Raw genomic sequence first — 22661 nt, forward strand, 5'->3', positions numbered from 1 at the left:
AACATGAACTATATTCAGCAACCCCAGGCGATTGAGCGCAAAAGTTTCGCCATTATTAGCGAGATTATTGCTGAAACCCGCCCGGAATATCGCTTCGACAGCCCACTGCATGAGGCGATTATCAAACGGGTGATTCACACCACTGCTGACTTCGAGTGGCTGGATATTCTGTGGTTCGCCCCCGAGGCTTTAACCCGTCTTAGCGAGGCGCTCAGCCGCCCGTGTACGTTGTACACCGACACCACGATGGCGCTTTCGGGGATCAATAAAAATCTGCTGGCGACCTTTGGCGGCGAGTGCCGTTGCTACATCAGTGACCCGCGCGTGGTGCGGGAGGCCAAAGCGCAGGGCATGACCCGCTCGATGGCTGCGGTGGATATCGCAGTAAAAGAAGACGGCGACAAAGTGTTTGTCTTTGGCAATGCGCCAACGGCGCTGTTCCGCCTGCTGGAGCACCGTGACGTGGACGTAGGCGGCGTGATTGGCGTGCCGGTCGGGTTTGTTGGTGCGGCGGAATCGAAAGAAGCGCTCCGCCAAAGCGGGCTGCCGGGTATCGCTGCGCTGGGACGTAAAGGCGGCAGCAACGTGGCGGCGGCTATCGTCAACGCCATTTTGTATCACTTGCAGGGGGCGCGATGAGCGACGCGGCCTTCGACGCGCCGGTGTGGCATAACGGCAAAGCGTTGCGTAAGGGCTTTACCACCGGATCGTGTGCGACGGCTGCGGCGAAAGTTGCCGCGCTGATGGTACTGCGCCAGCACCTGATTCAGCAGGTGTCGATTGTCACGCCATCGGGCGTCACGCTGAATTTGAACGTTGAATCCCCACACGTAGAAGGGCAGCAGGCGGTTGCCGCGATTCGCAAAGACGGCGGTGATGATGTTGATGCCACCCACGGGATGCTGATTTTCGCTCGCGTCACGCTCAACGATAGCGGCGAGATTTCGCTGCACGGCGGTGAAGGTGTCGGCACGGTTACCCGCAAAGGCATTGGCTTGCCCATCGGCAGCGCGGCGATTAACCGCACTCCGCGCCACACCATTGAAGCTGCCGTGCGCGAGGTGATTGGCCCCGCGCGTGGCGCCGAGGTGGAAATTTTCGCCCCCGAAGGCGAAGAACGGGCGCAGAAAACCTATAACGCGCGGCTGGGAATTATGGGGGGGATCTCGATTATCGGAACCACCGGTATCGTCACACCCATGTCGGAGGAGAGCTGGAAACGCTCGCTGGCGCTGGAGCTGGAGATGAAACGCGCCGCCGGTCTGGCGCGCGTGGTGCTGGTTCCCGGCAACCACGGCGAGCGCTTTGTGCGAGAGCAAATGGGGCTGGATGCGCAATGCGTCGTCACCATGAGCAACTTTGTCGGCTACATGATTGAGGAGTCGGTGCGCCTCGGCTTTCGCCAAATTGTGCTCATTGGTCACCCCGGTAAGCTGATTAAAATCGCCGCCGGGATTTTCCACACTCACAGCCATATCGCCGATGCGCGCATGGAAACGTTGGTCGCTCACTTGGCGTTGCTGGGCGCACCGCTGGAACTGTTGACGTTGGTGAGCGACTGCGACACCACCGAAGCGGCGATGGAACATATTGACGCCTATGGCTTCCAGCACCTTTACAACCACCTCGCCGAACGCATTTGCCAGCGCGTGATGCAGCGCCTGCGCTTTACCAAAACACCGCCCGTGTGCGACGCCATTCTGTTTTCGTTCGATAACCACATTCTCGGCAGCAACCGTCCGGTGCAAAGCATCGTGGAGGCGCTGACATGTTAACGGTGGTGGGGATGGGGCCAGCCGGTGTTTCGCTGATGACCCCGCAAGCACAAGAGGCCGTTGCGCAGGCCGATGCGCTGGTTGGCGGTGCGCGCCATTTGGCACAGTTTGCCGATGTTGACGGCGAGCGCTGCCAGCTTGGCGCCAACATCCCGCAGGTTCTGGCATGGATTAGCCAACGCCAGGCGCAAAACGTGGTGGTTCTGGCCTCCGGCGACCCGCTGTTTTACGGCATCGGTACGCGGCTTATCGCCCATTTTGGCCGCGAGAATGTTCGCGTGATTCCCGGTGTCAGCGCGGTGCAATACCTGTGCGCGTGCGCCGGTATCGACATGAATGACATGTGGCTCACCAGCAGCCACGGGCGCGAGGTGTGCTTTGACACGCTGGCTGGCCAGCGCAAAGTGGCGATGGTCACCGACCAACGCTGCGGGCCAAAAGAGATAGCCGCCGCGCTGGTGGCGCGTGGCAAAGGGCATCGCTGGATGGTGATTGGTGAAAACCTGGCGCAGGACAACGAGCGGCTGCACTGGCTTAGGGTCAGTGAGGTCGATAAAGACTATGAGATGAACACGGTGGTGATCCTCGATGAACGATGAGCTGTTTTTGCGCGGCGAAAAAGTGCCGATGACCAAAGAGGCGGTACGCGCGCTGGCGCTGACAAAGCTGGAACTGCATCAGGCGCGCCACCTGATTGATATCGGAGCCGGAACCGGCAGCGTGTCGATAGAAGCGGCGCTGCTCAACCCTACGCTTGCGGTGACGGCGATTGAACGCAACCCAGCGGCGCTGCGCTTGTTGGCAGAAAACCGTCAGCGTTTTGCCTGCGACAACATCACGATTATCGACGGCGAAGCGCCGCTGGCGGTAGCCGAGCAGGCCGATGCCATTTTTATGGGCGGCAGCGGCGGTCATCTTTGCGCCCTGATTGACTGGTCATGGCAGCAGTTGCGCCCCGGCGGGCGGCTGGTGATGACCTTTATTTTGCACGAAAACCTGCACACCGCCCTTGAGCACCTGCATCAGGTGGGAGTCACGGCGCTGGAGTGCCAGCAGCTGGCGGTATCGACGCTGACGCCGCTGGGCAGCGGGCACTATTTCAAACCACAGAATCCCGTTTTTGTTATTGCCTGCCAGAAGGAACAACACCATGACTGAAGCCTTTGATTCTCGCTGTGTATGGTTTGTCGGCGCAGGGCCAGGTGACCGTGAGTTGATCACCCTCAAGGGCTACCGCTTACTGCAACAGGCGCAGGTGGTTATCTACGCCGGTTCGCTGATTAACCCCGAACTCCTGAGCTACTGCCCGCCAGACGCCGAGTGCCACGACAGCGCCGAGCTGCATCTTGAGCAGATCCTCGACCTGATGGCAGCGGGCGTGAACGCCGGTAAAACGGTAGTGCGCCTGCAAACCGGTGATGTCTCGCTGTATGGCTCCGTGCGCGAGCAGGGCGAGGAGTTGACCCGTCGCGGCATTGCCTGGCAAGTCGTGCCTGGCGTCAGCGCATTCCTCGGCGCAGCGGCGGAGTTGGGCGTCGAGTACACCGTACCAGAGGTGTCGCAAAGCCTGATTATCACTCGCCTGGAAGGGCGCACCCCAGTGCCGGAACGTGAACAACTGGAGTCATTTGCCCGGCATCAAACCTCGATGGCGATTTATCTCTCCGTACAGCGTATTCATCGCGTGGCGGAGCGGCTGATTGACGGCGGCTATCCCTCCACCACGCCGGTAGCGGTGATTTACAAGGCCACCTGGCCGGAAAGCCAAACCGTGCGCGGCACGCTGGCAGATATTGGCGACAAAGTGCGTGACGCCGGTATTCGCAAAACGGCGCTGATTCTGGTCGGCGATTTCCTCGGTGACGAATACCACTACTCGCGCCTGTACGCCGCAGATTTCAGCCATGAATACCGCAAAGCCTGAGCGCATTGCGCTGTTCTGCCTGACCCCCGGCGGCGTGGCGCTGGCGAAGCGGCTGAGTGCGGCGCTGCCAATGACCTGCTACACCCGCGACGCTTTAGTTGAAGCGGGGTTTAGCGCGTTTGACGGCAGTTTTGCCGCCAGCGTTCAACAGGCGTTTTTGCGCGATACCGCACTGATTTTTATCGGCGCAACCGGCATTGCGGTGCGCGTTCTGGCGCCGTTGCTGGTGGATAAACTCCACGACCCAGCGGTGGTGGTGATTGATGAGCGCGGGCAGCACGTGATTAGCCTGCTCTCTGGTCACGTTGGTGGGGCGAACGCGCTCACCCGAAGGCTGGCGGTGATGCTGGGGGCCTGTCCGGTGATCACCACCGCCACCGATGTTAACGAGGTGGCGGCGCTCGATAGTCTGGCCTGCCAGCTTAATGCGCGGATGCAGGGCTTTCGGGCGGCGGTGAAAACCGTCAACCAGATGCTGGTGAGCCAGCAGCGCGTCGGGCTGTGGTGTGATGAATCGCTGCGCGACGAGGTTAACCGCTGCGATTGCCGTGGTTTTATCGCCGTTGATTCGCTGCACACGCCTCCTGAACTGGACGCGCTGGTGTGTATCACGATTGTTGATGAGTTGCCCGCGCTGGCGCTGCCTCACTGGAAGCTCGTGCCCAGACGAGTGGTAGCGGGCATCGGCTGTCGGCGCGATACGCCAGCGGCGTTAATCCGCTCATTGCTGATGCGCCAACTGGCAGCGCAACGGCTAGATCCGCTGGCGCTGCGGGCGATTGGCAGCATCACGCTCAAACAGGATGAAGCCGGGCTTATCGAACTGGCGCGCGAGTTCGACGTGCCGTTTGAAACCTTTAGCCCTGAGGCGCTAGGCGAACATCAACACCGCTTTCCCGCCTCTGACTTTGTGAAAAAAACGGTCGGCGTAGGCAGCGTTTCCGGTCCGGCAGCGTGGCTGCTGAGCGACGGGCATCTATCCGGCGAAACCCTGCGAGAACAGGGCGTCACTATTACTTTGGGAGTTACACACTGATGTTAAGCGTAATTGGAATCGGCCCCGGTTCGCAGGCAATGATGACGATGGAGGCCGTAGAGGCGCTCCAGGCGGCAGAGATAGTCGTGGGTTACAAAACCTATACCCACCTGGTGAAGGCGTTCACCGGTGATAAACAGGTGATTAAAACCGGCATGTGCAAAGAGATTGAACGCTGCCAGGCGGCGATTGAGTTAGCGCAGGCGGGGCACAACGTGGCGCTGATTAGCAGCGGTGACGCGGGTATTTACGGGATGGCGGGGCTGGTGCTGGAGCTGGTGAGTAAGCAGAAGCTGGACGTTGAAGTGCGGCTGATTCCAGGAATGACCGCCAGCATTGCGGCGGCGTCGCTACTGGGCGCACCGCTGATGCATGACTTTTGCCATATCAGCCTCAGCGACCTGTTAACCCCGTGGCCGGTGATTGAAAAACGGATTATCGCCGCTGGCGAAGCCGACTTTGTTATCTGCTTTTACAACCCGCGCAGCCGGGGCCGCGAAGGGCATCTGGCACGCGCCTTTGAGCTGCTTTCTGCCAGCAAAAATGCGGATACGCCAGTCGGGGTGGTGAAATCCGCCGGACGTAAAAAAGAGCAAAAATGGCTGACAACGCTTGGCGAAATGGATTTTGAACCGGTCGATATGACAAGCCTGGTGATTGTCGGCAACAAAACCACCTACGTGCAGGATGGCCTGATGATTACCCCGCGAGGCTACGTGCTGTGAGTGACGGCGACGTTCTGGTGTTCGGCGGAACCAGCGATGCGCGGGCGATTTGCCAGCAGTTGGATGCCGCATCGGTGAAATACACCTTATCGGTGGCGACACCCACAGGGCAAGCGCTGGCGGGCGATATTCAAGGGCAGGTGCGCTGCGGGCGTTTGTTACAGGCGGAAATAACCGCCTGGTTACAGGCGAATAACACGCGCTGGGTGATTGATGCCTCACATCCATATGCCGAGGTGGTGAGCCGGAATGTGCTGGCGGCCTGCCAGGAAACCGGCGTGTTGCTTAGCCGGTATCAGCGCCCAGAGCAGCTTAGTGGCTTAACGCATCCGCTGCTGTATTCGGTTTCCAGTATTGCGCAAGCCTGCGAGGTCGCCAGCCGGTTGGGCGATCGCATCTTGTTGACCACCGGCAGTAAAGATCTCGCCGCCTGGCGCGCGGGGCTGCCGGGCAAAACGCTGCTCGCCCGCGTTTTACCCGTGCCGGAAGTGGTGCAACAGTGCGTTGATCTCGGTTTTGGCGTGGGTGAAATCTTCGCTATTTGCGCCCCGTTCAGCGCGGAATTTAACGCGGTGTTTTACCGCCACTGCCGGGCAGAGGTGGTGATTACTAAAGCCTCTGGCGCAGAGGGGGGCTATCAGGAAAAAGTGCAGCCGTGTCTGGAGGCAGGGATCCCCTGCATTGTGATCGCTCGCCCAGCCCCGCTGGTGACGGGAAATGAATTACTCGAAAGTCAGGCCGCTTTCGCCGAGCGTTTAGCGCGCTGGCTGGCCGAGGAAAGAAGGAATTAATGATGAAAAAAGCCCTGTTGGTTGTCAGTTTTGGCACCAGCTATCACGACACCTGCGAGAAAAATATTGTCGCCTGTGAGCGTGAATTAGCCGCCAGTTGCCCTGAGCGCGACCTGTTCCGCGCTTTTACCTCCGGGATGATTATCCGCAAGCTGAAACAGCGCGATGGCCTGGATATCGACACGCCATTGCAGGCGCTGCAAAAACTTGCCGATCAAGGATATGACGATGTGGCGATTCAGTCGCTGCACATTATTAACGGTGATGAGTACGAGAAAATAGTCCGTGAAGTGCAAACCCTGCGCCCGCTGTTTCGTCGCCTGACGCTGGGCACGCCGTTATTAAGCGGGCACGAGGATTATGAGCGTCTGATGCAGGCATTAACGCAGCAAATGCCCGCGCTGAACGCCGATGAAAAAGTGGTCTTTATGGGCCACGGAGCCAGCCACCACGCCTTTGCCGCGTATGCCTGTCTCGACCATATGATGACCGCGAAAGGTTTTCCGGCGCGAGTGGGGGCGGTGGAAAGCTACCCAGAAGTGGACGTGCTGATTGCCAGCTTGCAGCAAGAAGGCGTGCGCGCGGTTCACCTGATGCCGCTGATGCTGGTGGCGGGGGATCACGCCCTCAACGATATGGCCTCTGACGAAGACGATTCGTGGAAAACGTTGTTCAACGCGGCAGGTATCCCCGCGACACCGTGGCTGAGCGGGCTGGGCGAAAACCCGGCGGTGCGGGCGATGTTTGTTGAGCATCTGCAACACTCGCTGGAGGCGGCATGAGCGGCAAACTGTATGCCCTGAGCACTGGTCCCGGCGCGGCGGATTTAATTACCGTGCGCGCGGCGCGTATTCTTGGCTCGCTGGATATCCTCTACGCCCCCGCCGGACGTAAAGGCGGCGACAGCCTGGCGTTGTCGATTGTGCGCGAATATCTCGGCGAGCAGACCGAAATCCGCTGCTGTCACTTCCCGATGAGCGCCGACAGCCGCGAAAAAGAAGCGGTGTGGGACGATGTTTCACGCGCGCTGGTGCAAGAGGTGGAAGCCGGAAAACAGGTCGGTTTTATCAGCCTCGGCGACACCATGCTATTCAGCACCTGGGTGTTTTTACTCCAGCGTATTGGCCACCCAGAGTGGCTGGAAATCGTCCCCGGCGTGACCTCATTCGCGGCGATTGCCGCTCGCGCCCAAATGCCGCTGGCGATGGAGCAGCAATCTTTGGCGGTCGTCGCCTGTACCGCGCCAGAAGCGGAAATAGCCCAGGCGTTGCAACAGCATGACAGCCTGGTGCTGATGAAAGTGTATGGCCGTTTCCCGCGCATTAAAGCGCTGCTGGCGCAGGCTGGCCTGTTGGAAAGCGCGCTGATGATGGCGGAAGCCACGCTACCCGGCGAGCAATGCTGGCGGCAATTAAGCGAAGTCAGCGATGACCAGCCGCTGCCCTATTTTTCAACCATTCTGGTCAACAAACAGTGGAGGCAGGGACAATGAAACAGCAACTGGAACTCCAGCTTAAAAAGCTATCGTTCAGTGGGTTAGCGGCGGCGCTGCTACTGCTGGTTGTGCCGGAGCAGGCGTTTGCGATGCACATCATGGAGGGCTTTTTGCCGCCGATGTGGGCGCTGGCCTGGTGGCTGCTGTTTTTACCGTGCCTGTGGTACGGGCTGGTGCGCCTGCGCCGTATCGTGCAGGAAGATAACAACCAGAAAGTGCTGCTGGCGCTGTGTGGGGCGTTTGTGTTTGTTCTTTCGGCGTTAAAAATCCCATCGGTGACCGGCAGTTGCTCGCACCCCACGGGCGTCGGGCTGGCGGTGATTCTCTTTGGGCCTGGCGTGGTGGCGATTCTTGGCGCTATCGTGCTGCTGTTCCAGGCGTTACTGCTGGCGCACGGTGGCTTGACAACGCTTGGCGCGAACGGCATGTCAATGGCGGTAATTGGGCCGATTGTCGGCTATCTGGTATGGAAAATGGCCTGTAAAGCCGGTTTTCGTCGCGATGTGTCGGTGTTCCTCTGTGCGATGCTGGCAGACCTGGCAACCTATTTTGTCACCTCGATCCAGTTGGGTGTTGCCTTCCCGGACCCACAGGCTGGATTTGTGGGATCAAGCCTGAAATTTATGACTATTTTCTGCCTGACGCAGATCCCTATCGCCATTGCCGAAGGGCTGCTGACGGTGATCATCTACGATCAATTAACCAAACGACGGCTCATTACCGTTGAGGGCCACTAAGATGAAAAAGACCCTTATTTTGTTAGCGTTGGTGATTGCGTTGGTGATCCTGCCGTTCTTTATCAATCACGGTGGTGAATATGGCGGTTCTGACGGCGAAGCCGAAAGCCAGATTCAGGCCATTGCTCCGCACTATGAGCCGTGGTTCCAGCCGCTGTATGAACCGGCAAGCGGAGAAATTGAAAGCCTGTTGTTTACCCTGCAAGGCTCGCTGGGCGCGGCGGTGATTTTCTATATTCTGGGCTATTACAAAGGGCGTCAGCGCCATGATGACCGGTCTTGACAGGCTGAGTTATCAGAGCCGCTGGTTTCAGGTGCAGCCAGAGCGTAAGTTTTTGTTCTGGCTGCTGTTGATGGTTCTGGTATTCAGCCTGCCGCCGCTGGGGCAGGCGTTGCTCATGGCATTTACGGCGGCATTAACCTGCTGGCTGCTGCGTATCTCTTTTTGGCGCTGGTGTCGCTGGATGGCGCTGCCACTGGGCTTTTTGCTGATTGGCGTAGTGACGATTGTGTTTAGCGTGGGCCGCAACCCCCAGGCGCTGTGGGTGGGTGTGCCGCTTGGTCATTATTGGCTGGGTATCTCCTCGGCGGAGCTTGCTACCGCTAACGAGACTTTCTGGCGCAGCCTGGCGGCGCTATCCGCCACCTTCTGGCTGGTGCTGAATTTACCGTTTCCGCAGTTAATTGTGCTGCTCAAGCGGGGGCGAGTGCCGCGCCTGCTGACCGAGCAAATTCTGCTTACCTGGCGCTTTATCTTTATTTTGCTCGACGAAGCGCTGGCGATTCACCGCGCGCAAACGCTGCGCTTTGGCTACCGTAACGTGCGCCTGGGCTACCGCTCGCTGGCGATGCTGGTGAGCCTGTTATTCACGCGCGTTTTAATCCGTTATCAGCAAATGAACACGACGCTGGATATCAAACTGTATCAGGGTGATTTTCACCTTTAAGGATAGGTATGCTGGCGACCACCGATCTCTGGTTTCGCTATCAGGATGAACCCACGCTCAAAGGGTTAACGCTGGATTTTTCCCGCCAGGCGGTGACGGGGCTTGTGGGGGCTAACGGCTGCGGAAAATCAACGCTGTTTATGAACCTGAGCGGGCTGCTGCGCCCGCAGCAGGGGGCGGTGCTGTGGCAGGGTAAACCGTTGGATTACAGCAAACGGGGGCTACTGGCATTGCGCCAACAGGTGGCGACGGTGTTTCAGGACCCGGATCAACAAATCTTCTATACCGATATCGACAGCGATATCGCCTTTAGCCTGCGTAATTTAGGCGTGGCGGAGGATGACATTGCCCGTCGAGTGGATGATGCTCTGACGCTAGTCGATGCCCAGCACTTCCGTCATCAGCCCATTCAATGCCTGAGCCACGGGCAGAAAAAACGGGTGGCGATTGCCGGAGCGCTGGTGTTACAGGCGCGCTACTTACTGCTGGATGAACCGACTGCTGGGCTTGACCCATCAGGGCGTGCGCAGATGATTGAGATCATCAAGCGTATCGTCGCACAGGGTAATCATGTGGTAATTTCCAGCCACGATATTGATTTGATTTATGAAGTCAGCGATGCCGTTTACGTGTTGCGCCGTGGCGAAGTGCTGGCGCAAGGTGACGCGGGCGCGGTGCTTGCGCGTACTGAGCTGATTGAACAGGCCGGGCTTAGCCAACCGTGGCTGATAAAACTGCACGTGGAGCTTGGGCTACCGTTGTGCAAAACCGAGGCGGAGTTTTTCCGCCGAATGCGAGAAAAAGGAACCGTATGACCCAGGCCATTATGTTACAGGGAACCGCTTCAGACGTCGGCAAAAGTATGCTGGTGGCGGGGCTGTGCCGGATTTTTTACCAGGATGGCCTGCGTACCGCCCCGTTTAAATCGCAAAACATGGCGCTGAATTCCGGTATTACTCCTGACGGCAAAGAGATGGGGCGGGCGCAGATTTTCCAGGCGGAAGCGGCCGGAATTGCCCCGGATGTGCGGATGAACCCGATTTTGCTTAAACCAACCAGTGACCGCAAAGCGCAAATTGTGCTGATGGGTGAGGTGGCAAGCAACATGGATGCCGTCAGCTATCACGATTACAAGCCTCGGCTACGCGAGCAAATTATCTCGGTGTACCAAAGCCTGGCGTCTGAATATGACGTCGTGGTACTGGAAGGGGCGGGGAGTCCGGCGGAGATCAACCTGCGTGACCGCGATATCGTCAATATGGGCATGGCGGAGATGGCACAGTGTCCGGTCATTTTGGTGGCTGATATCGACCGTGGCGGGGTGTTCGCCGCTATTTACGGCACATTAGCGCTACTGCATGACCACGAACGGGCGCGGGTTAAAGGGGTCATCATTAATAAATTTCGCGGCGATGTGGCGCTGCTCCACTCCGGCGTTGCGCAAATTGAAGCGCTGACCGGCGTTCCGGTGCTGGGCGTTATGCCGTGGCTGGAGATTGACCTGGAAGATGAAGACGGTGTGGCGCTGCAAAAGGGCAAATATCGCCATGAAGGTCAGCATGATATCGACATCGCGGTGGTGCAGTTACCGCATATTTCCAACTTTACTGATTTCAACGCGCTGGCGGCGCAGCCGGATGTGCGTGTGCGCTATGTACGCCACGCGCAAGAGATTGCCGGTGCTGACCTGATTATTCTTCCGGGCAGTAAAAACACGCTGGGCGATTTGGTTTGGCTACAGCAAAACGCGCTGGCGCACGCGATTTTGCAGGCGCATGGTGAGGGTGTGCCGGTGCTGGGGATTTGCGGCGGGTATCAAATGTTGGGCGATACGTTGATTGATGAGGTGGAATCTGGGTTGGGCACGTTGCCGGGTCTGGGGCTGCTGAATACCGTGACCCGTTTTGCGCCGCATAAAACCACCACTCAGGCGACAGCGACGTTAGCCGCTACGCTTCCGGGTTGGTTAACGGCAGTGCGCGGTATGCCGCTACGTGGCTATGAAATTCATCTGGGCGAAACGACCTTGCAGGAATCTTGTCAGCCGCTGATGCAATTGACGAAAAACGGCCAGACTTCGCCAGACGGCGCAGTCAGCGATGACGGCTTAGCGTTCGGGACATATCTGCACGGCCTGTTTGATAGCGATGGTTTTACCCGCGCGCTGGTTAACAGCCTGCGTGAGCGAAAAGGGTTAGCGGCACTGGACGGCGGCTTTGACTATGCGCGTTATAAGACGCAGCAGTTTGATGTGCTTGCTGACGCGATGCGTCAACATATTGATATAGATAAGATTTATGCGATTATGCGCGAGCATAAAGAGCCGTAGCGGCAGAGGGGCGCCATTCGACAGGATGGCGCAGGATGCTGGATTTCAGGCAAAAAAAAACACCCATCAGGGTGTCTATTTTTAGTTGGTTGCGGGGGCCGGATTTGAACCGACGACCTTCGGGTTATGAGCCCGACGAGCTACCAGGCTGCTCCACCCCGCGTCCGTCTGTTACTCTTCCATCGAGTAACCTTTTCTCTTTGTACAATGTGATTGGTTGCGGGGGCCAGATTTGAACTGACGACCTTCGGGTTATGAGCCCGACGAGCTACCAGGCTGCTCCACCCCGCGTCCGTCTGTTACTTTACTATCAAGTAACTTTTCTTCTTCACATTGTAATTGGTTGCGGGGGCCAGATTTGAACTGACGACCTTCGGGTTATGAGCCCGACGAGCTACCAGGCTGCTCCACCCCGCGTCCGTGGATGCGCACTATACTCTGCTTAGCATTTGTTGCAACCCTTTTTTGAGGTAACTCACTTATTTTTTTACAGGTTGCGCAGCTATTCGCTGAATTGGCTTTTTTTTACCCAGATCCACATTTAGCGATCGCGATCGCATTTCAATACCCCTGGTGGTTTGTTATCTTCATCCGGCACTTTCGATTATGCGGAATAGAAGACACCATGAAAGGACGTTGGGCAAGATATGTGGCGACAGGGGTTATGCTGGCAATGCTGGCGGCCTGTTCGTCAAAACCGACCGATCGCGGTCAACAGTATAAAGACGGGAAGTTCACCCAGCCTTTCTCACTGGTCAATCAACCTGATGCGGTCGGCGCACCCATTAACGCTGGCGACTTCGCCGAACAGGTTAGCCAAATTCGTAACGCTTCTCCGCGCCTGCACGGCAACCAGAGCAGCGTTTATAACGCCGTGCAGCAGTGGCTGCTTGCCGGTGGCGACACCCGCACTATGCGCCAGTACGGCATCGACGCCTGGCAGATGGAAGGGACAGACAACTACGGTAACGTCCAGTTTACCGGCTATTACACGCCAGTGGTTAAAGCTCGTCATACCGCGCAGGGCGAATTCAAATACCCGATTTACCGTATGCCGCCAAAACGCGGCAAGCTGCCGTCGCGCGCTGAGATCTATGCCGGGGCGCTGAGCGATAACTATGTGCTGGCCTACAGCAACTCGCTGATGGATAACTTCATCATGGATGTGCAGGGCAGCGGCTATATCGATTTCGAAGACGGTTCGCCGCTCAACTTCTTTAGCTACGCCGGGAAAAACGGCTGGGCGTATCGCAGTATCGGCAAGGTGCTTATCGATCGCGGTGAAGTGAAGCGCGAGGATATGTCGATGCAGGCTATCCGCGAGTGGGGCGAAAAACACAGCGAAGCCGAAGTGCGTGAACTGCTGGAGCAGAACGCTTCGTTCGTGTTCTTTAAACCGCAGTCTTTTGCGCCGGTGAAAGGGGCTAGCGCCGTACCGCTGATTGGCCGCGCGTCGGTGGCGGCTGACCGCAGCATTATTCCGCCGGGAACGACATTGCTGGCAGAAGTGCCGCAGCTTGATAATAACGGTAAGTTTAACGGCCAGTATGAGCTGCGTTTGATGGTAGCGCTGGACGTGGGCGGCGCGATTAAAGGCCAGCACTTTGACATCTACCAGGGCATTGGCCCAGATGCCGGACACCGTGCGGGCTGGTATAATCACTACGGACGCGTCTGGGTGCTGAAATCAGCAGCCAACGCGGGGAATGTGTTTAGCGGCTAGTTGTCGGAAGGCGCTTCGTCTATCAGGCAGCCATATCTGCATCAAGGGCGGCGTTGTCCGCTCTTTTTTTTTCGATTTCTGAGGTTTTATGTCTGTGGTAATCAGTGACGCCTGGCGTCAGCGTTTTGGCGGCACGGCACGTCTGTACGGTGAAAAAGCGCTGCAAGTTTTTGCTGACGCGCACGTTTGCGTGGTGGGCATTGGCGGCGTAGGGAGTTGGGCGGCGGAAGCGCTGGCGCGTACCTGCATCGGGGCTATCACGCTTATCGATATGGATGATGTGTGCGTGACCAACACCAACCGACAAATTCATGCGCTGGGCGGCAACGTCGGCCAGTCGAAGGCTGAGGTAATGGCGGAGCGTATCAGGCTGATTAACCCAGAATGTCGCGTGACCGTGATTGACGATTTCGTCACTCCAGATAATGTGGCTGAATATATGAGCGCGGGCTATAGCTATGTCGTCGATGCGATTGATAGCGTGCGACCAAAAGCGGCACTGATTGCTTACTGTCGGCGCTATAAAGTGCCGTTGGTCACGACCGGCGGTGCGGGTGGGCAAATTGACCCGACGCAGATTCAGGTCAGCGATTTAGCCAAAACCATTCAAGATCCTCTGGCGGCGAAACTGCGCGAGCGGCTGAAAAGCGAGTTCGGCGTGGTGAAAAACAGTAAAGGGAAACTGGGCGTGGATTGCGTGTTTTCTACTGAAGCGCTGGTTTATCCGCAGTCCGATGGCTCGGTATGTGCCATGAAAAGTACGGCGGAAGGGCCGAAGAGAATGGACTGCGCTTCTGGTTTTGGTGCGGCAACGATGGTCACCGCAACCTTTGGTTTTGTTGCGGTGTCCCACGCGTTGAAAAAGATGCTCGCGAAAGCGGAGCGTCAGGCGAGCGCTTGACGCGCGGCATCAGTTATCGCCTCACTCAGGGCGGTTAAGCCCTGAGTCCGTGAAGCGCTCAACTGGCCACGCAGCCCCAGTTCATCAAATAAAGCGAGTGGGTCGGATGCGAGAATTTCTGCCGCTTGCTTGCCTTCAACGGCGGTTAACAGCACCGCCAGCAGGCCGCGCACAATACGCCCTTCACTATCACCAAAGAAATGCAGCGCCCCATCTTGCCCTTGCTGATAACCCAGCCAGACGCGGTTTTCGCAGCCGGGGATCTCGCGCGCTTGTGCTTTTAATTCATCGGTCAGCGCCGGAAGTTTTTTACCCAACATAATCAGTTGACGATATTTATCTTCCCATTGCTGAAGTTGCGCAAACTGCTGGCGCAGCGTGTCGGGGGTGATAGTCGTGCCAAAAGTATGCAAAGAAGTCGTCATTCATCCACCAGAAGTTCGAGCGCTCGATCAACGGCGTTGACCAGCGCGTGTACATCATCTTGCGTATTATACGGGGCAAACGATGCGCGGAGCGTACCGCTGACGCCAAGCGCTGCCAGCAGCGGCTGGGCGCAGTGCTGGCCCGCGCGCAGCGCAATGCCGTATTCCGCCAGCAGCGTAACCATGTCGCTGTAGTGAACACCAGCAAAATCAAACGCTAACAGGCTGGAGTCCTGACAGCGGAAAGAGCGAAAACCGGGGCGCTTCGCCAGTTCTTCTTCCGCCAGCGTTGCCAGCCCACGACTCCAGGATTCCGCCTGTGCCATATCCACTTCAGACAGCCATTCCAGCGCGGCGCTAAGGCCAATCACTCCGGCGACGTTTGGCGTACCGGCTTCCAGGCGATACGGTACAGGCTGCGTGGTGAACCCGTCGAAGCTGACTTCGCTTATCATCTTGCCGCCGCCCAGCCACGGCGTCATTGCGTCCAGTAGCTCACTTTTGCCGTACAGCACACCAATGCCGGTCGGCCCGTAGAGTTTATGGCCAGAGAAGGCATAGAAGTCGATATCCAGCGCCTGTACGTCTGCCGGGAAATGCACCGCGCCCTGTGCGCCATCAACCATCACGACCATGCCCGCTTGATGCGCGAGGGTAATAGCGCGTGCCAGATTGGGGCAACCGCCGGTCACATTCGACATTTGCCCCAGTGCCAGAATACGGCTGCGAGGGGTGATAATCGCGGGGAGTTGCGCAACATCCGGTAAATTATCCGCCGCCAACGGCAGCGGTATGACTTTAGCGCCGGTTTGTTGCGCCACCATAAGCCACGGAACCAGGTTGGCGTGGTGCTCGGCGGTGCTGACAATAATTTCATCACCCGGCTGGAGGCGTGGGCGCGCATAGCATTGCGCCACCATATTGATGGATTCCGTCGTACCGCGCGTCCAGACGATATTTTTGCCGTCGGGCGCGTTCAGCCATTGGGCCACCTGGCTGCGTGCGGCTTCATAACGCGCGGTCAGGCGTTGTGCTTCGGCAAACTGGCTGCGGTGAACGTTACCCGCGCTGAGCGAGTAAAAGTGATTGGTTGCCTCGATCACCGCCTGCGGTTTTAAAGCCGTCGCGGCGCTATCAAGGTACACCCCGGCATCATGCAGGGCGGGAAACTGTGCGCGAAATTGCGCGGGGGAGAATGCGTTCATGGTGTTCCTCATCTCAAGGGGGAGAGAGTCGCGCAATTTGGCCTGGCTTTCAACTTTGTCGCGTAAAGAGGGGGCGTTGTGGGCAAAAAAAAGCACCGCAAGTGGCGGTGCTACATTAATCACTATGGACAGACAGGGTAAATGTACAGGAAGTGAAAAAGGGTAGCTTGGCTACCGTGATCTGAATTGCAGACCAATTGCAAACACAACAACACAACATCACAACCGTAAGCCAAAAGCTCTTCAGAACACGCATTCCGAAAAAAGCTTCTCGTTCCGGCTCAGGAAGTGCCGCCATGATAGGTATTTGCTGGTAGAAGCTCAACGGACAAATTATAATGTCTCAGATAAAAAAAACTAATAGGTTAATTGTTGTTTCCTATTTGTTAAAACCAGTTAACAATTGAGTTCCGGGACTATGTCAAAGCGTTTGCCACCTCTTAATGCATTACGTGTATTTGATGCAGCCGCGCGTCATTTAAGCTTCACGCGCGCGGCCGATGAGCTTTTTGTGACGCAAGCCGCAGTAAGCCACCAAATCAAGTCTCTTGAGGACTTTTTGGGGCTGAAACTGTTTCGCCGTCGCAACCGCTCACTGCTGTTAACGGAAGAAGGGCAGAGCTATTTCCAGGACATCAAAGAGATCTTTTCGCAATTAACAGAGGCAACGCGTAAACTACAGGCTCGGAGTGCAAAAGGGGCGTTGACCGTCAGTTTATTGCCCAGTTTTGCTATCCAATGGCTGGTTCCTCGCCTCTCAAGCTTTAACTCAGCTTATCCGGGAATTGATGTCAGAATCCAGGCGGTAGACCGTCAGGAGGACAAACTTGCGGATGACGTTGACGTGGCTATTTTTTATGGCCGTGGTAACTGGCCGGGGCTGCGCGTGGAAAAACTGTATGCCGAGTATTTGCTCCCAGTCTGTTCCCCACTGTTGCTGACCGGTGATAAGGCGTTGAAAACGCCCGCTGATTTGGCTAAACACACGTTACTGCATGATGCTTCCCGCCGCGACTGGCAAACGTATACGCGCCAACTGGGACTAACCCAAATCAACGTGCAGCAAGGGCCTATTTTTAGCCATAGCGCGATGGTGTTACAGGCTGCGATTCATGGTCAAGGCGTCGCATTGGCGAATAACGTGATGGCACAATCTGAAATTGAAGCGGGTCGCCTGGTGTGCCCGTTTAATGACGTCCTCGTCAGTAAGAATGCATTTTATCTGGTTTGTCATGACAGTCAGGCAGAACTGGGTAAAATAGCGGCCTTCCGTCAGTGGATTCTGGCGAAAGCGGCCCATGAGCAAGAAACTTTTCGTTTTCGTTACGAACAATAAATGTAGGGTACTACCATGACCAGCCGGTTTATGCTGATTTTTGCCGCCATCAGTGGCTTTATTTTCGTCGCACTAGGCGCGTTTGGCGCACATGTGCTGAGCAAATCGTTGGGCGTTGTTGAAATGGGCTGGCTCCAGACTGGTCTGGAATATCAGGCATTTCACACGCTGGCGATTTTCGGCCTTGCGGTCGCGATGCAGCGCCGCATCAGTATTTGGTTTTACTGGAGCAGCGTATTTCTGGCGTTGGGTACGGTGTTGTTTAGTGGAAGCCTGTACTGCCTGGCGTTGTCCCATTTACGCCTTTGGGCGTTTGTTACCCCAGTCGGCGGCGTGAGTTTCCTCGCCGGTTGGGCATTAATGTTGATCGGTGCCATCCGACTTAAGCGTAAGGGTGTTGTTCATGAATAAGGTTGTGCTGTATTGCCGCCCTGGGTTTGAGAAAGAGTGTGCAGCGGAAATCACGGATAAAGCCGGGCGTCGCGAGGTGTTCGGTTTTGCGCGCGTTAAAGATAATTCGGGCTATGTGATTTTTGAATGCTATCAGGAAGGCGATGCCGATAAGCTGGCGCGCGAGCTGCCGTTTAGCTCATTAGTGTTTGCTCGCCAGATGATTGTAGTGGGCGAACTGCTGAAAGATTTACCAGCGGAAGACCGTGTGACGCCTGTGGTGGGAATGCTCCAGGGCGTGGTGGAAAAGGGCGGGGATTTGCGTGTTGAAGTCGCCGACACCAACGAAAGCAAAGAGCTGTTGAAGTTCTGCCGTAAGTTCACCGTGCCGCTGCGCGCTGCGTTGCGTGAGGTGGGCGTGTTGGCTAACTACGAAACGCCAAAACGCCCCGTTGTGCACGTGTTCTTTATCGCACCGGGCTGCTGTTATACCGGTTATTCCTACACCAACAACAACTCGCCGTTCTATATGGGGATTCCGCGTCTGAAATTCCCTTCCGATGCGCCAAGCCGTTCAACCCTCAAGCTCGAAGAGGCGTTCCACGTCTTTATTCCTGCCGATGAGTGGGATGAGCGTTTAGCCAACGGCATGTACGCGGTCGATCTGGGGGCTTGCCCTGGCGGTTGGACGTATCAGTTGGTGAAACGCAATATGTGGGTTTCTTCCGTTGATAATGGCCCGATGGCGCAAAGCCTGATGGATACCGGCCAGGTGACCTGGCTGCGTGAAGATGGTTTCCGCTATCGTCCTACCCGCAGCAACATCTCGTGGATGGTGTGCGACATGGTAGAAAAACCGGCGAAAGTGGCGGCGCTGATGGCGGAGTGGCTGGTAAACGGCTGGTGTCGTGAGACCATTTTTAACCTCAAGCTGCCGATGAAAAAGCGCTATGAGGAGTTGTCGCAAAACCTGGCGCATATCCAGGCGAAGCTTGATGAACACGGCATTAACGCGCAGATTCAGGCGCGCCAGTTGTACCATGACCGCGAAGAGGTCACCGTTCACGTTCGCCGTTTGTGGGCTGCCTTGGGTGGACGCCGCGACGAACGTTAATTTCGTGCGATTGTGTGCCTGATGGCGCTGCGCTTATCAGGCCTACAATTCCGCAATACCCGTAGGCCGGATAAGGCGTTTACGCCGCCATCCGGCGATGCTGTTCTAGCGCCCTGCCAGCCGTAACTGCTGCAAATTCCCATCGATGTGCAAATCCGTTTGTAACCGCGCGATATCCCGGCATAAAAATGCCATCTCTTTATGCGCCTCCAGCTTCTTACGCCACTTCTCCGGCACGTCATCTAGCTGCGCATACAGCGCCTCTAGCGTCCCGAACTGTACCAGCAACTGGGTGGCGCTTTTCGGGCCAATCCCCACAACACCCGGAACCTTTGAACTGCTAATTCCCGCCAGCCCCCAGTAATCCGGTAGCTGCTGCGGCTGCACGCCAAACTCTTTGGCGATAAACGGCGCATCCAGCCAGCGCTTCTGGAAATAATCACGAATGCGCAGCGTCGGTGAAAGCAATTGGCAATAGCCTTTATCGGTAGACACGATGGTTGCCTGATGCCCCGCCTGAGCGACTTTTACCGCCAGAGTCGCGGCTAAGTCATCGGCTTCATTACCACGAGAAACCCAGCAGCGCACGCCGCGCAGCTCGAATGCTGCGCGCAGGGCGGGCATTTCGGCATGGAGTTCATCGGGCATCGGTGGACGCCCCGCTTTGTAGTCCGGGAGCCGCTGGTGACGCCAGCCACTGTTACGTGCCTCATCATCAAATACCGCCACCGCGTGTGTCGGCTGGCTGTGAACAATCAGCTGATCAAGCGCATGTTGGCAGGTATCGACGCAAGGTGACCCTTGCACGGCATGAATGCGGCGGATTAAGTTGAGTGCATCAACGATGAGTAAATGTACGGCCACGCGAGTTCTCCCTAACTGACTAAGCGCTAAGGGTAACATTCACGGCAGGGTAGAGGCTATTGGCAGGGGATAAAACGGGAAGAGGCCTCGCAAAACGAGGCCTCTGGGGAGAGATTAGTCGCAGGCGACAACTTTCATTGCCAGACCGCCGCGAGAAGTTTCGCGGTATTTAGCATTCATATCTTTCCCGGTTTCGTACATTGTCGCGATAACTTTATCGAGGCATACGCGCGGTTCGCTGGTACGGCGCAGCGCCATACGCGCGGCGTTGACCGCTTTCACTGCCGCAATGGCGTTACGTTCGATGCACGGCACTTGCACCTGTCCGGCAACCGGATCACAGGTCAGCCCCAGGTTGTGTTCCATAGCGATTTCCGCCGCGATGCACACCTGAGCAGGGCTTCCGCCCAGCAGTTCCGCCAGACCCGCCGCCGCCATAGAGCAGGCTACGCCGACTTCACCCTGGCAGCCCACTTCCGCGCCAGAAATGGATGCGTTCATCTTGTACAGTGAGCCAACGGCGCTGGCAACCAGCATATAGCGTGACAGAGAGTTAGCGTTCACTTCACGGATAAACTTGTCGTAGTAGGCCAGTACCGCCGGGATAATACCGCACGCGCCGTTGGTCGGTGCTGTCACCACGCGCCCGCCAGCGGCGTTCTCTTCGTTAACCGCCAGTGCGAACATGTTAATCCAATCGACAACCGCCATTGGGTCGCTGTTCACTTTGTCCTGGCTTACTAGCATACGGCGCAGCGCAGCAGCACGGCGCGGTACGCGCAGTTTGCCCGGCAGCACACCTTCGGTAGTGATACCGCGTTCGATACCGCCATGCATGACTTCCCAAACGTTGGCAATGTGCTGTTCCAGCTCTTCTTTGCTGTGCAGCGCCAGTTCGTTTTGCATCATCAGGCCAGACAGTGACAGCCCGGTTTCCTGACAATGTTTTTGCAAGTCAGCGGCGCTGTTGTACGGGTAAGGTACGGCAACCGGCGCGCTGTTTGTCTGGCCGAAATGGTCTTCATCGACGATGAAACCACCGCCAATGGAATAATAAGTTTGGCTGTACGCGACTTTATCCCCTGCCAGAGCAGTGATACGCATACCGTTTTCGTGCAGCGACAGGTTGTCGGCATGGAAATTCATGCACTGATCAACCGGGAACTCCACTTCGTGCTGGCCATTTGCCAGCAGTAAACGACCGTGGGTGTTTACGTCCTGGATAAACGCCGGAATGGCGTCGATATCAACCGTATCCGGCAGGTTTCCTGCCAGACCCATAATAATGGCGATATCGGTATGGTGACCTTTACCGGTCAGAGAGAGCGAACCGTAAACATCGACGACTACGCGAGTGATATCAGTCAGGATCCCACGCGCAATCAAGTCGTCCGTGAATTGTTTGCCTGCTTTCATTGGCCCGACGGTGTGTGAGCTGGAAGGGCCAATGCCGATTTTGAAAATATCGAATACGCTAATCATTAGGCGTCCATTGTATAACGAGGTGCGCCGCCCTAAGGCGGCGCAGGGGATTAACTAAACAGAGAGTAGGAGATTGCGGAGATAGCGATAAGACCCATCACTACAACGAATACGTTGCTGATGTGACCGCTGTACTTACGCATTGCCGGTACTTTCTGAATCGCATACATCGGCATCAGGAACAGAATCATCGCGATGATTGGGCCACCCAGGGTTTCAATCATACCGAGGATGCTTGGGTTCAGGGTTGCCACAATCCAGGTGGTAACCAGCATGAACAGCGCAGTGATTTTGTTCAGTTTGTTGATTTCGATGGATTTGCCTTTGCTACGCAGAGACTTAATTACCATCCCGTTGAAGCCTTCACGTGCGCCCAGGTAGTGGCCGAGGAAGGATTTGGTGATAGCAATAATCGCAATGATCGGTGCCATCCAGGCGATGACCGGTGCGTTAAAGTGGTTTGCCAGGTAAGACAGAATAGAGATGTTCTGTGCTTTCGCCGCCGCCAGGTCTGCCGGAGTCAGGCTCAGTACGCAGCTGAAGACGAAGAACATTACGGTCAGCACCATCATGATGTGAGCGCGTGCCAGAATGGAGGAACATTTTTTCTCTGCACCCTGACCGTACTCTTCACGCTTCGCTACCGCGAAGGAGGAGATGATTGGTGAGTGGTTGAAAGAGAACACCATTACCGGGATCGCCAGCCATAGGGTCATCCACAGGCCGTTACCGGTAGACGCCGCGCTGCTGAAGGACAGCGTTTCCAGAGCCGCACCGCTCCACTGTGGGATCAGGTACAGAGCCAGAACCATCAGAGCCGCTACAAATGGGAACACCAGAATGCTCATCGCTTTTACGATCATCTGCTCACCAAAGCGAACGATGGTCATCATGCCCACGATCAGAATCAGGGACAGGATAGCGCGCGGAGGCGGTGTGATGTGCATCTGGTGAGACAGGAAGCTTTCAACAGTGTTGGTGATAGCGACGCTGTAAACCAGCAGAATAGGGTAAATCGCGAAGAAGTAGAGCAGGGTAATCAGTTTACCTGCGCCAACGCCGAAGTGTTCTTCAACGACTTCTGTGATGTCTTCGCCTGGGTTTTTACCAGACAGCACGAAGCGAGTCAGACCACGGTGTGCAAAGAAGGTCATTGGGAAGGCAAGGATTGCCATGATGATAAGCGGAATCATACCGCCGACACCGGCGTTAATCGGCAGGAACAGTACGCCTGCACCGATTGCTGTGCCGTAAAGCCCCAGCATCCACATGGTGTCTGTTTTACGCCATCCGCTAGCAGATTCTGCTGCCGCTGCAATGGTGCTGGTTTGGGTGTTTTCCATTCTGTATCTCCTGGAGGAAGGGAAAAAGCTAATTTTTAGTCAAATAAAGTTAAAATAATGATAAAAACAATATGAAATTTTATGAGTGGCGGTTTTTTTGTGATTTTTACCCGGCACAA

General features: G+C 56.5%; 25 protein-coding genes and 3 tRNA genes. 20 read left to right on the top strand and 8 right to left on the bottom strand.

Features of this window, described 5'->3' with window-relative positions; translation table 11 throughout:
• Positions 1-3 precede the first annotated feature (3 nt).
• From AC6I4B_RS04805 to AC6I4B_RS04875, 15 genes are read left to right on the top strand one after another with little or no spacing between them, the layout of a single operon-like run.
• Positions 4-639 (top strand): cobalt-precorrin-8 methylmutase, encoded by a 636-nt coding sequence (locus AC6I4B_RS04805; protein WP_497770015.1) that lies wholly within the window; start codon positions 4-6, stop codon positions 637-639.
• Positions 636-1775 carry a cobalt-precorrin-5B (C(1))-methyltransferase CbiD gene (gene cbiD / locus AC6I4B_RS04810; RefSeq protein ID WP_497770016.1) on the top strand — a complete coding sequence of 380 codons (1140 nt, stop codon included), beginning with the start codon at positions 636-638 and terminating at the stop codon, positions 1773-1775. The genes AC6I4B_RS04805 and cbiD overlap by 4 nt, the downstream gene beginning before the upstream one ends.
• Positions 1769-2374 carry a cobalt-precorrin-7 (C(5))-methyltransferase gene (locus tag AC6I4B_RS04815; RefSeq protein WP_497770018.1) on the top strand — a complete coding sequence of 202 codons (606 nt, stop codon included), beginning with the start codon at positions 1769-1771 and terminating at the stop codon, positions 2372-2374. Before cbiD ends, AC6I4B_RS04815 begins: the two co-directional genes overlap by 7 nt.
• Entirely contained in the window at positions 2364-2933 is a 570-nt protein-coding gene (locus AC6I4B_RS04820; protein WP_497770019.1) for a decarboxylating cobalt-precorrin-6B (C(15))-methyltransferase, read from the top strand. Before AC6I4B_RS04815 ends, AC6I4B_RS04820 begins: the two co-directional genes overlap by 11 nt.
• Complete coding sequence (locus AC6I4B_RS04825) at positions 2926-3699, top strand: cobalt-precorrin-4 methyltransferase (protein WP_497770021.1); 774 nt, start codon at positions 2926-2928, stop codon at positions 3697-3699. The genes AC6I4B_RS04820 and AC6I4B_RS04825 overlap by 8 nt, the downstream gene beginning before the upstream one ends.
• Positions 3680-4735, top strand: a complete 1056-nt coding sequence (gene cbiG / locus AC6I4B_RS04830; RefSeq protein ID WP_497770022.1) for a cobalt-precorrin 5A hydrolase — start codon at positions 3680-3682, stop codon at positions 4733-4735. The genes AC6I4B_RS04825 and cbiG overlap by 20 nt, the downstream gene beginning before the upstream one ends.
• The gene (locus AC6I4B_RS04835) at positions 4735-5460 is read left to right on the top strand and encodes a precorrin-3B C(17)-methyltransferase (RefSeq protein WP_497770023.1); all 726 of its coding nucleotides are present in this window, start codon (positions 4735-4737) and stop codon (positions 5458-5460) included. The genes cbiG and AC6I4B_RS04835 overlap by 1 nt, the downstream gene beginning before the upstream one ends.
• Entirely contained in the window at positions 5457-6251 is a 795-nt protein-coding gene (locus AC6I4B_RS04840) for a cobalt-precorrin-6A reductase (RefSeq protein ID WP_497770024.1), read from the top strand. The genes AC6I4B_RS04835 and AC6I4B_RS04840 overlap by 4 nt, the downstream gene beginning before the upstream one ends.
• A 2-nt stretch (positions 6252-6253) precedes the next feature.
• On the top strand, positions 6254-7033 hold the full coding sequence (gene cbiK, locus AC6I4B_RS04845; RefSeq protein WP_497771936.1) for a sirohydrochlorin cobaltochelatase: 780 nt from the start codon (positions 6254-6256) through the stop codon (positions 7031-7033).
• Positions 7030-7743, top strand: a complete 714-nt coding sequence (locus AC6I4B_RS04850; protein WP_497770026.1) for a cobalt-factor II C(20)-methyltransferase — start codon at positions 7030-7032, stop codon at positions 7741-7743. Before cbiK ends, AC6I4B_RS04850 begins: the two co-directional genes overlap by 4 nt.
• Positions 7740-8483 carry a cobalt ECF transporter S component CbiM gene (gene cbiM / locus AC6I4B_RS04855; protein WP_497770027.1) on the top strand — a complete coding sequence of 248 codons (744 nt, stop codon included), beginning with the start codon at positions 7740-7742 and terminating at the stop codon, positions 8481-8483. The genes AC6I4B_RS04850 and cbiM overlap by 4 nt, the downstream gene beginning before the upstream one ends.
• Position 8484: 1 nt before the next feature.
• Complete coding sequence (locus AC6I4B_RS04860) at positions 8485-8766, top strand: energy-coupling factor ABC transporter substrate-binding protein (RefSeq protein ID WP_497770029.1); 282 nt, start codon at positions 8485-8487, stop codon at positions 8764-8766.
• Positions 8753-9430, top strand: coding sequence for an energy-coupling factor ABC transporter transmembrane protein (locus AC6I4B_RS04865; RefSeq protein ID WP_497771937.1), 678 nt, complete (start codon positions 8753-8755; stop codon positions 9428-9430). Before AC6I4B_RS04860 ends, AC6I4B_RS04865 begins: the two co-directional genes overlap by 14 nt.
• Positions 9431-9438: 8 nt before the next feature.
• Positions 9439-10245 carry an energy-coupling factor ABC transporter ATP-binding protein gene (locus tag AC6I4B_RS04870; RefSeq protein ID WP_497770030.1) on the top strand — a complete coding sequence of 269 codons (807 nt, stop codon included), beginning with the start codon at positions 9439-9441 and terminating at the stop codon, positions 10243-10245.
• The gene (locus AC6I4B_RS04875) at positions 10242-11759 is read left to right on the top strand and encodes a cobyric acid synthase (RefSeq protein WP_497770032.1); all 1518 of its coding nucleotides are present in this window, start codon (positions 10242-10244) and stop codon (positions 11757-11759) included. Before AC6I4B_RS04870 ends, AC6I4B_RS04875 begins: the two co-directional genes overlap by 4 nt.
• An 86-nt stretch (positions 11760-11845) precedes the next feature.
• Here AC6I4B_RS04875 and AC6I4B_RS04880 read toward each other — a convergent pair.
• From AC6I4B_RS04880 to AC6I4B_RS04890, 3 genes are all read right to left on the bottom strand, one after another.
• Positions 11846-11922, bottom strand: a tRNA-Met gene (locus AC6I4B_RS04880).
• Between the two features lie 51 nt (positions 11923-11973).
• A tRNA-Met gene (locus tag AC6I4B_RS04885) sits at positions 11974-12050 on the bottom strand.
• A 49-nt stretch (positions 12051-12099) separates the two neighbouring features.
• Positions 12100-12176 (bottom strand) — tRNA-Met (locus tag AC6I4B_RS04890).
• A gap of 208 nt (positions 12177-12384) precedes the next feature.
• On the opposite strand from AC6I4B_RS04890, the gene mltA reads away from it, so the two are divergent.
• Both mltA and tcdA read left to right on the top strand, forming a co-directional pair.
• Positions 12385-13482: a murein transglycosylase A gene (mltA, locus tag AC6I4B_RS04895; RefSeq protein ID WP_497770034.1), complete on the top strand. Its 1098-nt coding sequence runs from the start codon at positions 12385-12387 to the stop codon at positions 13480-13482.
• An 88-nt stretch (positions 13483-13570) separates the two neighbouring features.
• The gene (gene tcdA, locus AC6I4B_RS04900) at positions 13571-14383 is read left to right on the top strand and encodes a tRNA cyclic N6-threonylcarbamoyladenosine(37) synthase TcdA (RefSeq protein WP_497770035.1); all 813 of its coding nucleotides are present in this window, start codon (positions 13571-13573) and stop codon (positions 14381-14383) included.
• Here tcdA and csdE read toward each other — a convergent pair.
• Positions 14368-14808, bottom strand: coding sequence for a cysteine desulfurase sulfur acceptor subunit CsdE (gene csdE / locus AC6I4B_RS04905; protein ID WP_497770037.1), 441 nt, complete (start codon positions 14806-14808; stop codon positions 14368-14370). The two genes, tcdA and csdE, sit on opposite strands and share 16 nt — an antisense overlap.
• Positions 14805-16013, bottom strand: coding sequence for a cysteine desulfurase CsdA (gene csdA / locus AC6I4B_RS04910; protein WP_497770038.1), 1209 nt, complete (start codon positions 16011-16013; stop codon positions 14805-14807). Before csdA ends, csdE begins: the two co-directional genes overlap by 4 nt.
• A 418-nt stretch (positions 16014-16431) precedes the next feature.
• Between csdA and gcvA the strand changes: the two genes are divergently transcribed.
• From gcvA to rlmM, 3 genes are read left to right on the top strand one after another with little or no spacing between them, the layout of a single operon-like run.
• The gene (gene gcvA, locus AC6I4B_RS04915; RefSeq protein WP_497770040.1) at positions 16432-17349 is read left to right on the top strand and encodes a glycine cleavage system transcriptional regulator GcvA; all 918 of its coding nucleotides are present in this window, start codon (positions 16432-16434) and stop codon (positions 17347-17349) included.
• Between the two features lie 15 nt (positions 17350-17364).
• On the top strand, positions 17365-17760 hold the full coding sequence (locus AC6I4B_RS04920; protein WP_497770041.1) for a DUF423 domain-containing protein: 396 nt from the start codon (positions 17365-17367) through the stop codon (positions 17758-17760).
• On the top strand, positions 17753-18853 hold the full coding sequence (gene rlmM / locus AC6I4B_RS04925) for a 23S rRNA (cytidine(2498)-2'-O)-methyltransferase RlmM (RefSeq protein WP_497770043.1): 1101 nt from the start codon (positions 17753-17755) through the stop codon (positions 18851-18853). Before AC6I4B_RS04920 ends, rlmM begins: the two co-directional genes overlap by 8 nt.
• A gap of 105 nt (positions 18854-18958) precedes the next feature.
• Here the strand turns inward: rlmM and xni are convergent, their stop codons facing one another.
• The 3 genes from xni to AC6I4B_RS04940 all read right to left on the bottom strand — a co-directional run bounded on the left by xni (position 18959) and on the right by AC6I4B_RS04940 (position 22542).
• On the bottom strand, positions 18959-19717 hold the full coding sequence (gene xni, locus AC6I4B_RS04930; RefSeq protein WP_497770044.1) for a flap endonuclease Xni: 759 nt from the start codon (positions 19715-19717) through the stop codon (positions 18959-18961).
• A 114-nt stretch (positions 19718-19831) separates the two neighbouring features.
• Complete coding sequence (gene sdaB / locus AC6I4B_RS04935; protein WP_497770046.1) at positions 19832-21199, bottom strand: L-serine ammonia-lyase II; 1368 nt, start codon at positions 21197-21199, stop codon at positions 19832-19834.
• A 50-nt stretch (positions 21200-21249) separates the two neighbouring features.
• The gene (locus AC6I4B_RS04940) at positions 21250-22542 is read right to left on the bottom strand and encodes an HAAAP family serine/threonine permease (protein ID WP_497770047.1); all 1293 of its coding nucleotides are present in this window, start codon (positions 22540-22542) and stop codon (positions 21250-21252) included.
• Between the last annotated feature and the right edge of the window lie 119 nt (positions 22543-22661).

Source organism: Kluyvera fluvialis, assembly GCF_059725275.1.

Coding starts and splice junctions, on each gene's coding strand:
- AC6I4B_RS04850 (WP_497770026.1), top strand. CDS start 7,030: ATGAGCGGCAAACTGTATGCCCTGAGCACTGGTCCCGGCGCGGCGGAT.
- cbiK (WP_497771936.1), top strand. CDS start 6,254: ATGAAAAAAGCCCTGTTGGTTGTCAGTTTTGGCACCAGCTATCACGAC.
- sdaB (WP_497770046.1), bottom strand. CDS start 21,199: ATGATTAGCGTATTCGATATTTTCAAAATCGGCATTGGCCCTTCCAGC.
- csdA (WP_497770038.1), bottom strand. CDS start 16,013: ATGAACGCATTCTCCCCCGCGCAATTTCGCGCACAGTTTCCCGCCCTG.
- AC6I4B_RS04860 (WP_497770029.1), top strand. CDS start 8,485: ATGAAAAAGACCCTTATTTTGTTAGCGTTGGTGATTGCGTTGGTGATC.
- AC6I4B_RS04815 (WP_497770018.1), top strand. CDS start 1,769: ATGTTAACGGTGGTGGGGATGGGGCCAGCCGGTGTTTCGCTGATGACC.
- AC6I4B_RS04940 (WP_497770047.1), bottom strand. CDS start 22,542: ATGGAAAACACCCAAACCAGCACCATTGCAGCGGCAGCAGAATCTGCT.
- AC6I4B_RS04920 (WP_497770041.1), top strand. CDS start 17,365: ATGACCAGCCGGTTTATGCTGATTTTTGCCGCCATCAGTGGCTTTATT.
- gcvA (WP_497770040.1), top strand. CDS start 16,432: ATGTCAAAGCGTTTGCCACCTCTTAATGCATTACGTGTATTTGATGCA.
- AC6I4B_RS04820 (WP_497770019.1), top strand. CDS start 2,364: ATGAACGATGAGCTGTTTTTGCGCGGCGAAAAAGTGCCGATGACCAAA.
- cbiM (WP_497770027.1), top strand. CDS start 7,740: ATGAAACAGCAACTGGAACTCCAGCTTAAAAAGCTATCGTTCAGTGGG.
- cbiG (WP_497770022.1), top strand. CDS start 3,680: ATGAATACCGCAAAGCCTGAGCGCATTGCGCTGTTCTGCCTGACCCCC.
- mltA (WP_497770034.1), top strand. CDS start 12,385: ATGAAAGGACGTTGGGCAAGATATGTGGCGACAGGGGTTATGCTGGCA.
- AC6I4B_RS04805 (WP_497770015.1), top strand. CDS start 4: ATGAACTATATTCAGCAACCCCAGGCGATTGAGCGCAAAAGTTTCGCC.
- AC6I4B_RS04825 (WP_497770021.1), top strand. CDS start 2,926: ATGACTGAAGCCTTTGATTCTCGCTGTGTATGGTTTGTCGGCGCAGGG.
- csdE (WP_497770037.1), bottom strand. CDS start 14,808: ATGACGACTTCTTTGCATACTTTTGGCACGACTATCACCCCCGACACG.
- tcdA (WP_497770035.1), top strand. CDS start 13,571: ATGTCTGTGGTAATCAGTGACGCCTGGCGTCAGCGTTTTGGCGGCACG.
- AC6I4B_RS04865 (WP_497771937.1), top strand. CDS start 8,753: ATGACCGGTCTTGACAGGCTGAGTTATCAGAGCCGCTGGTTTCAGGTG.
- AC6I4B_RS04835 (WP_497770023.1), top strand. CDS start 4,735: ATGTTAAGCGTAATTGGAATCGGCCCCGGTTCGCAGGCAATGATGACG.
- AC6I4B_RS04875 (WP_497770032.1), top strand. CDS start 10,242: ATGACCCAGGCCATTATGTTACAGGGAACCGCTTCAGACGTCGGCAAA.
- rlmM (WP_497770043.1), top strand. CDS start 17,753: ATGAATAAGGTTGTGCTGTATTGCCGCCCTGGGTTTGAGAAAGAGTGT.
- AC6I4B_RS04870 (WP_497770030.1), top strand. CDS start 9,439: ATGCTGGCGACCACCGATCTCTGGTTTCGCTATCAGGATGAACCCACG.
- cbiD (WP_497770016.1), top strand. CDS start 636: ATGAGCGACGCGGCCTTCGACGCGCCGGTGTGGCATAACGGCAAAGCG.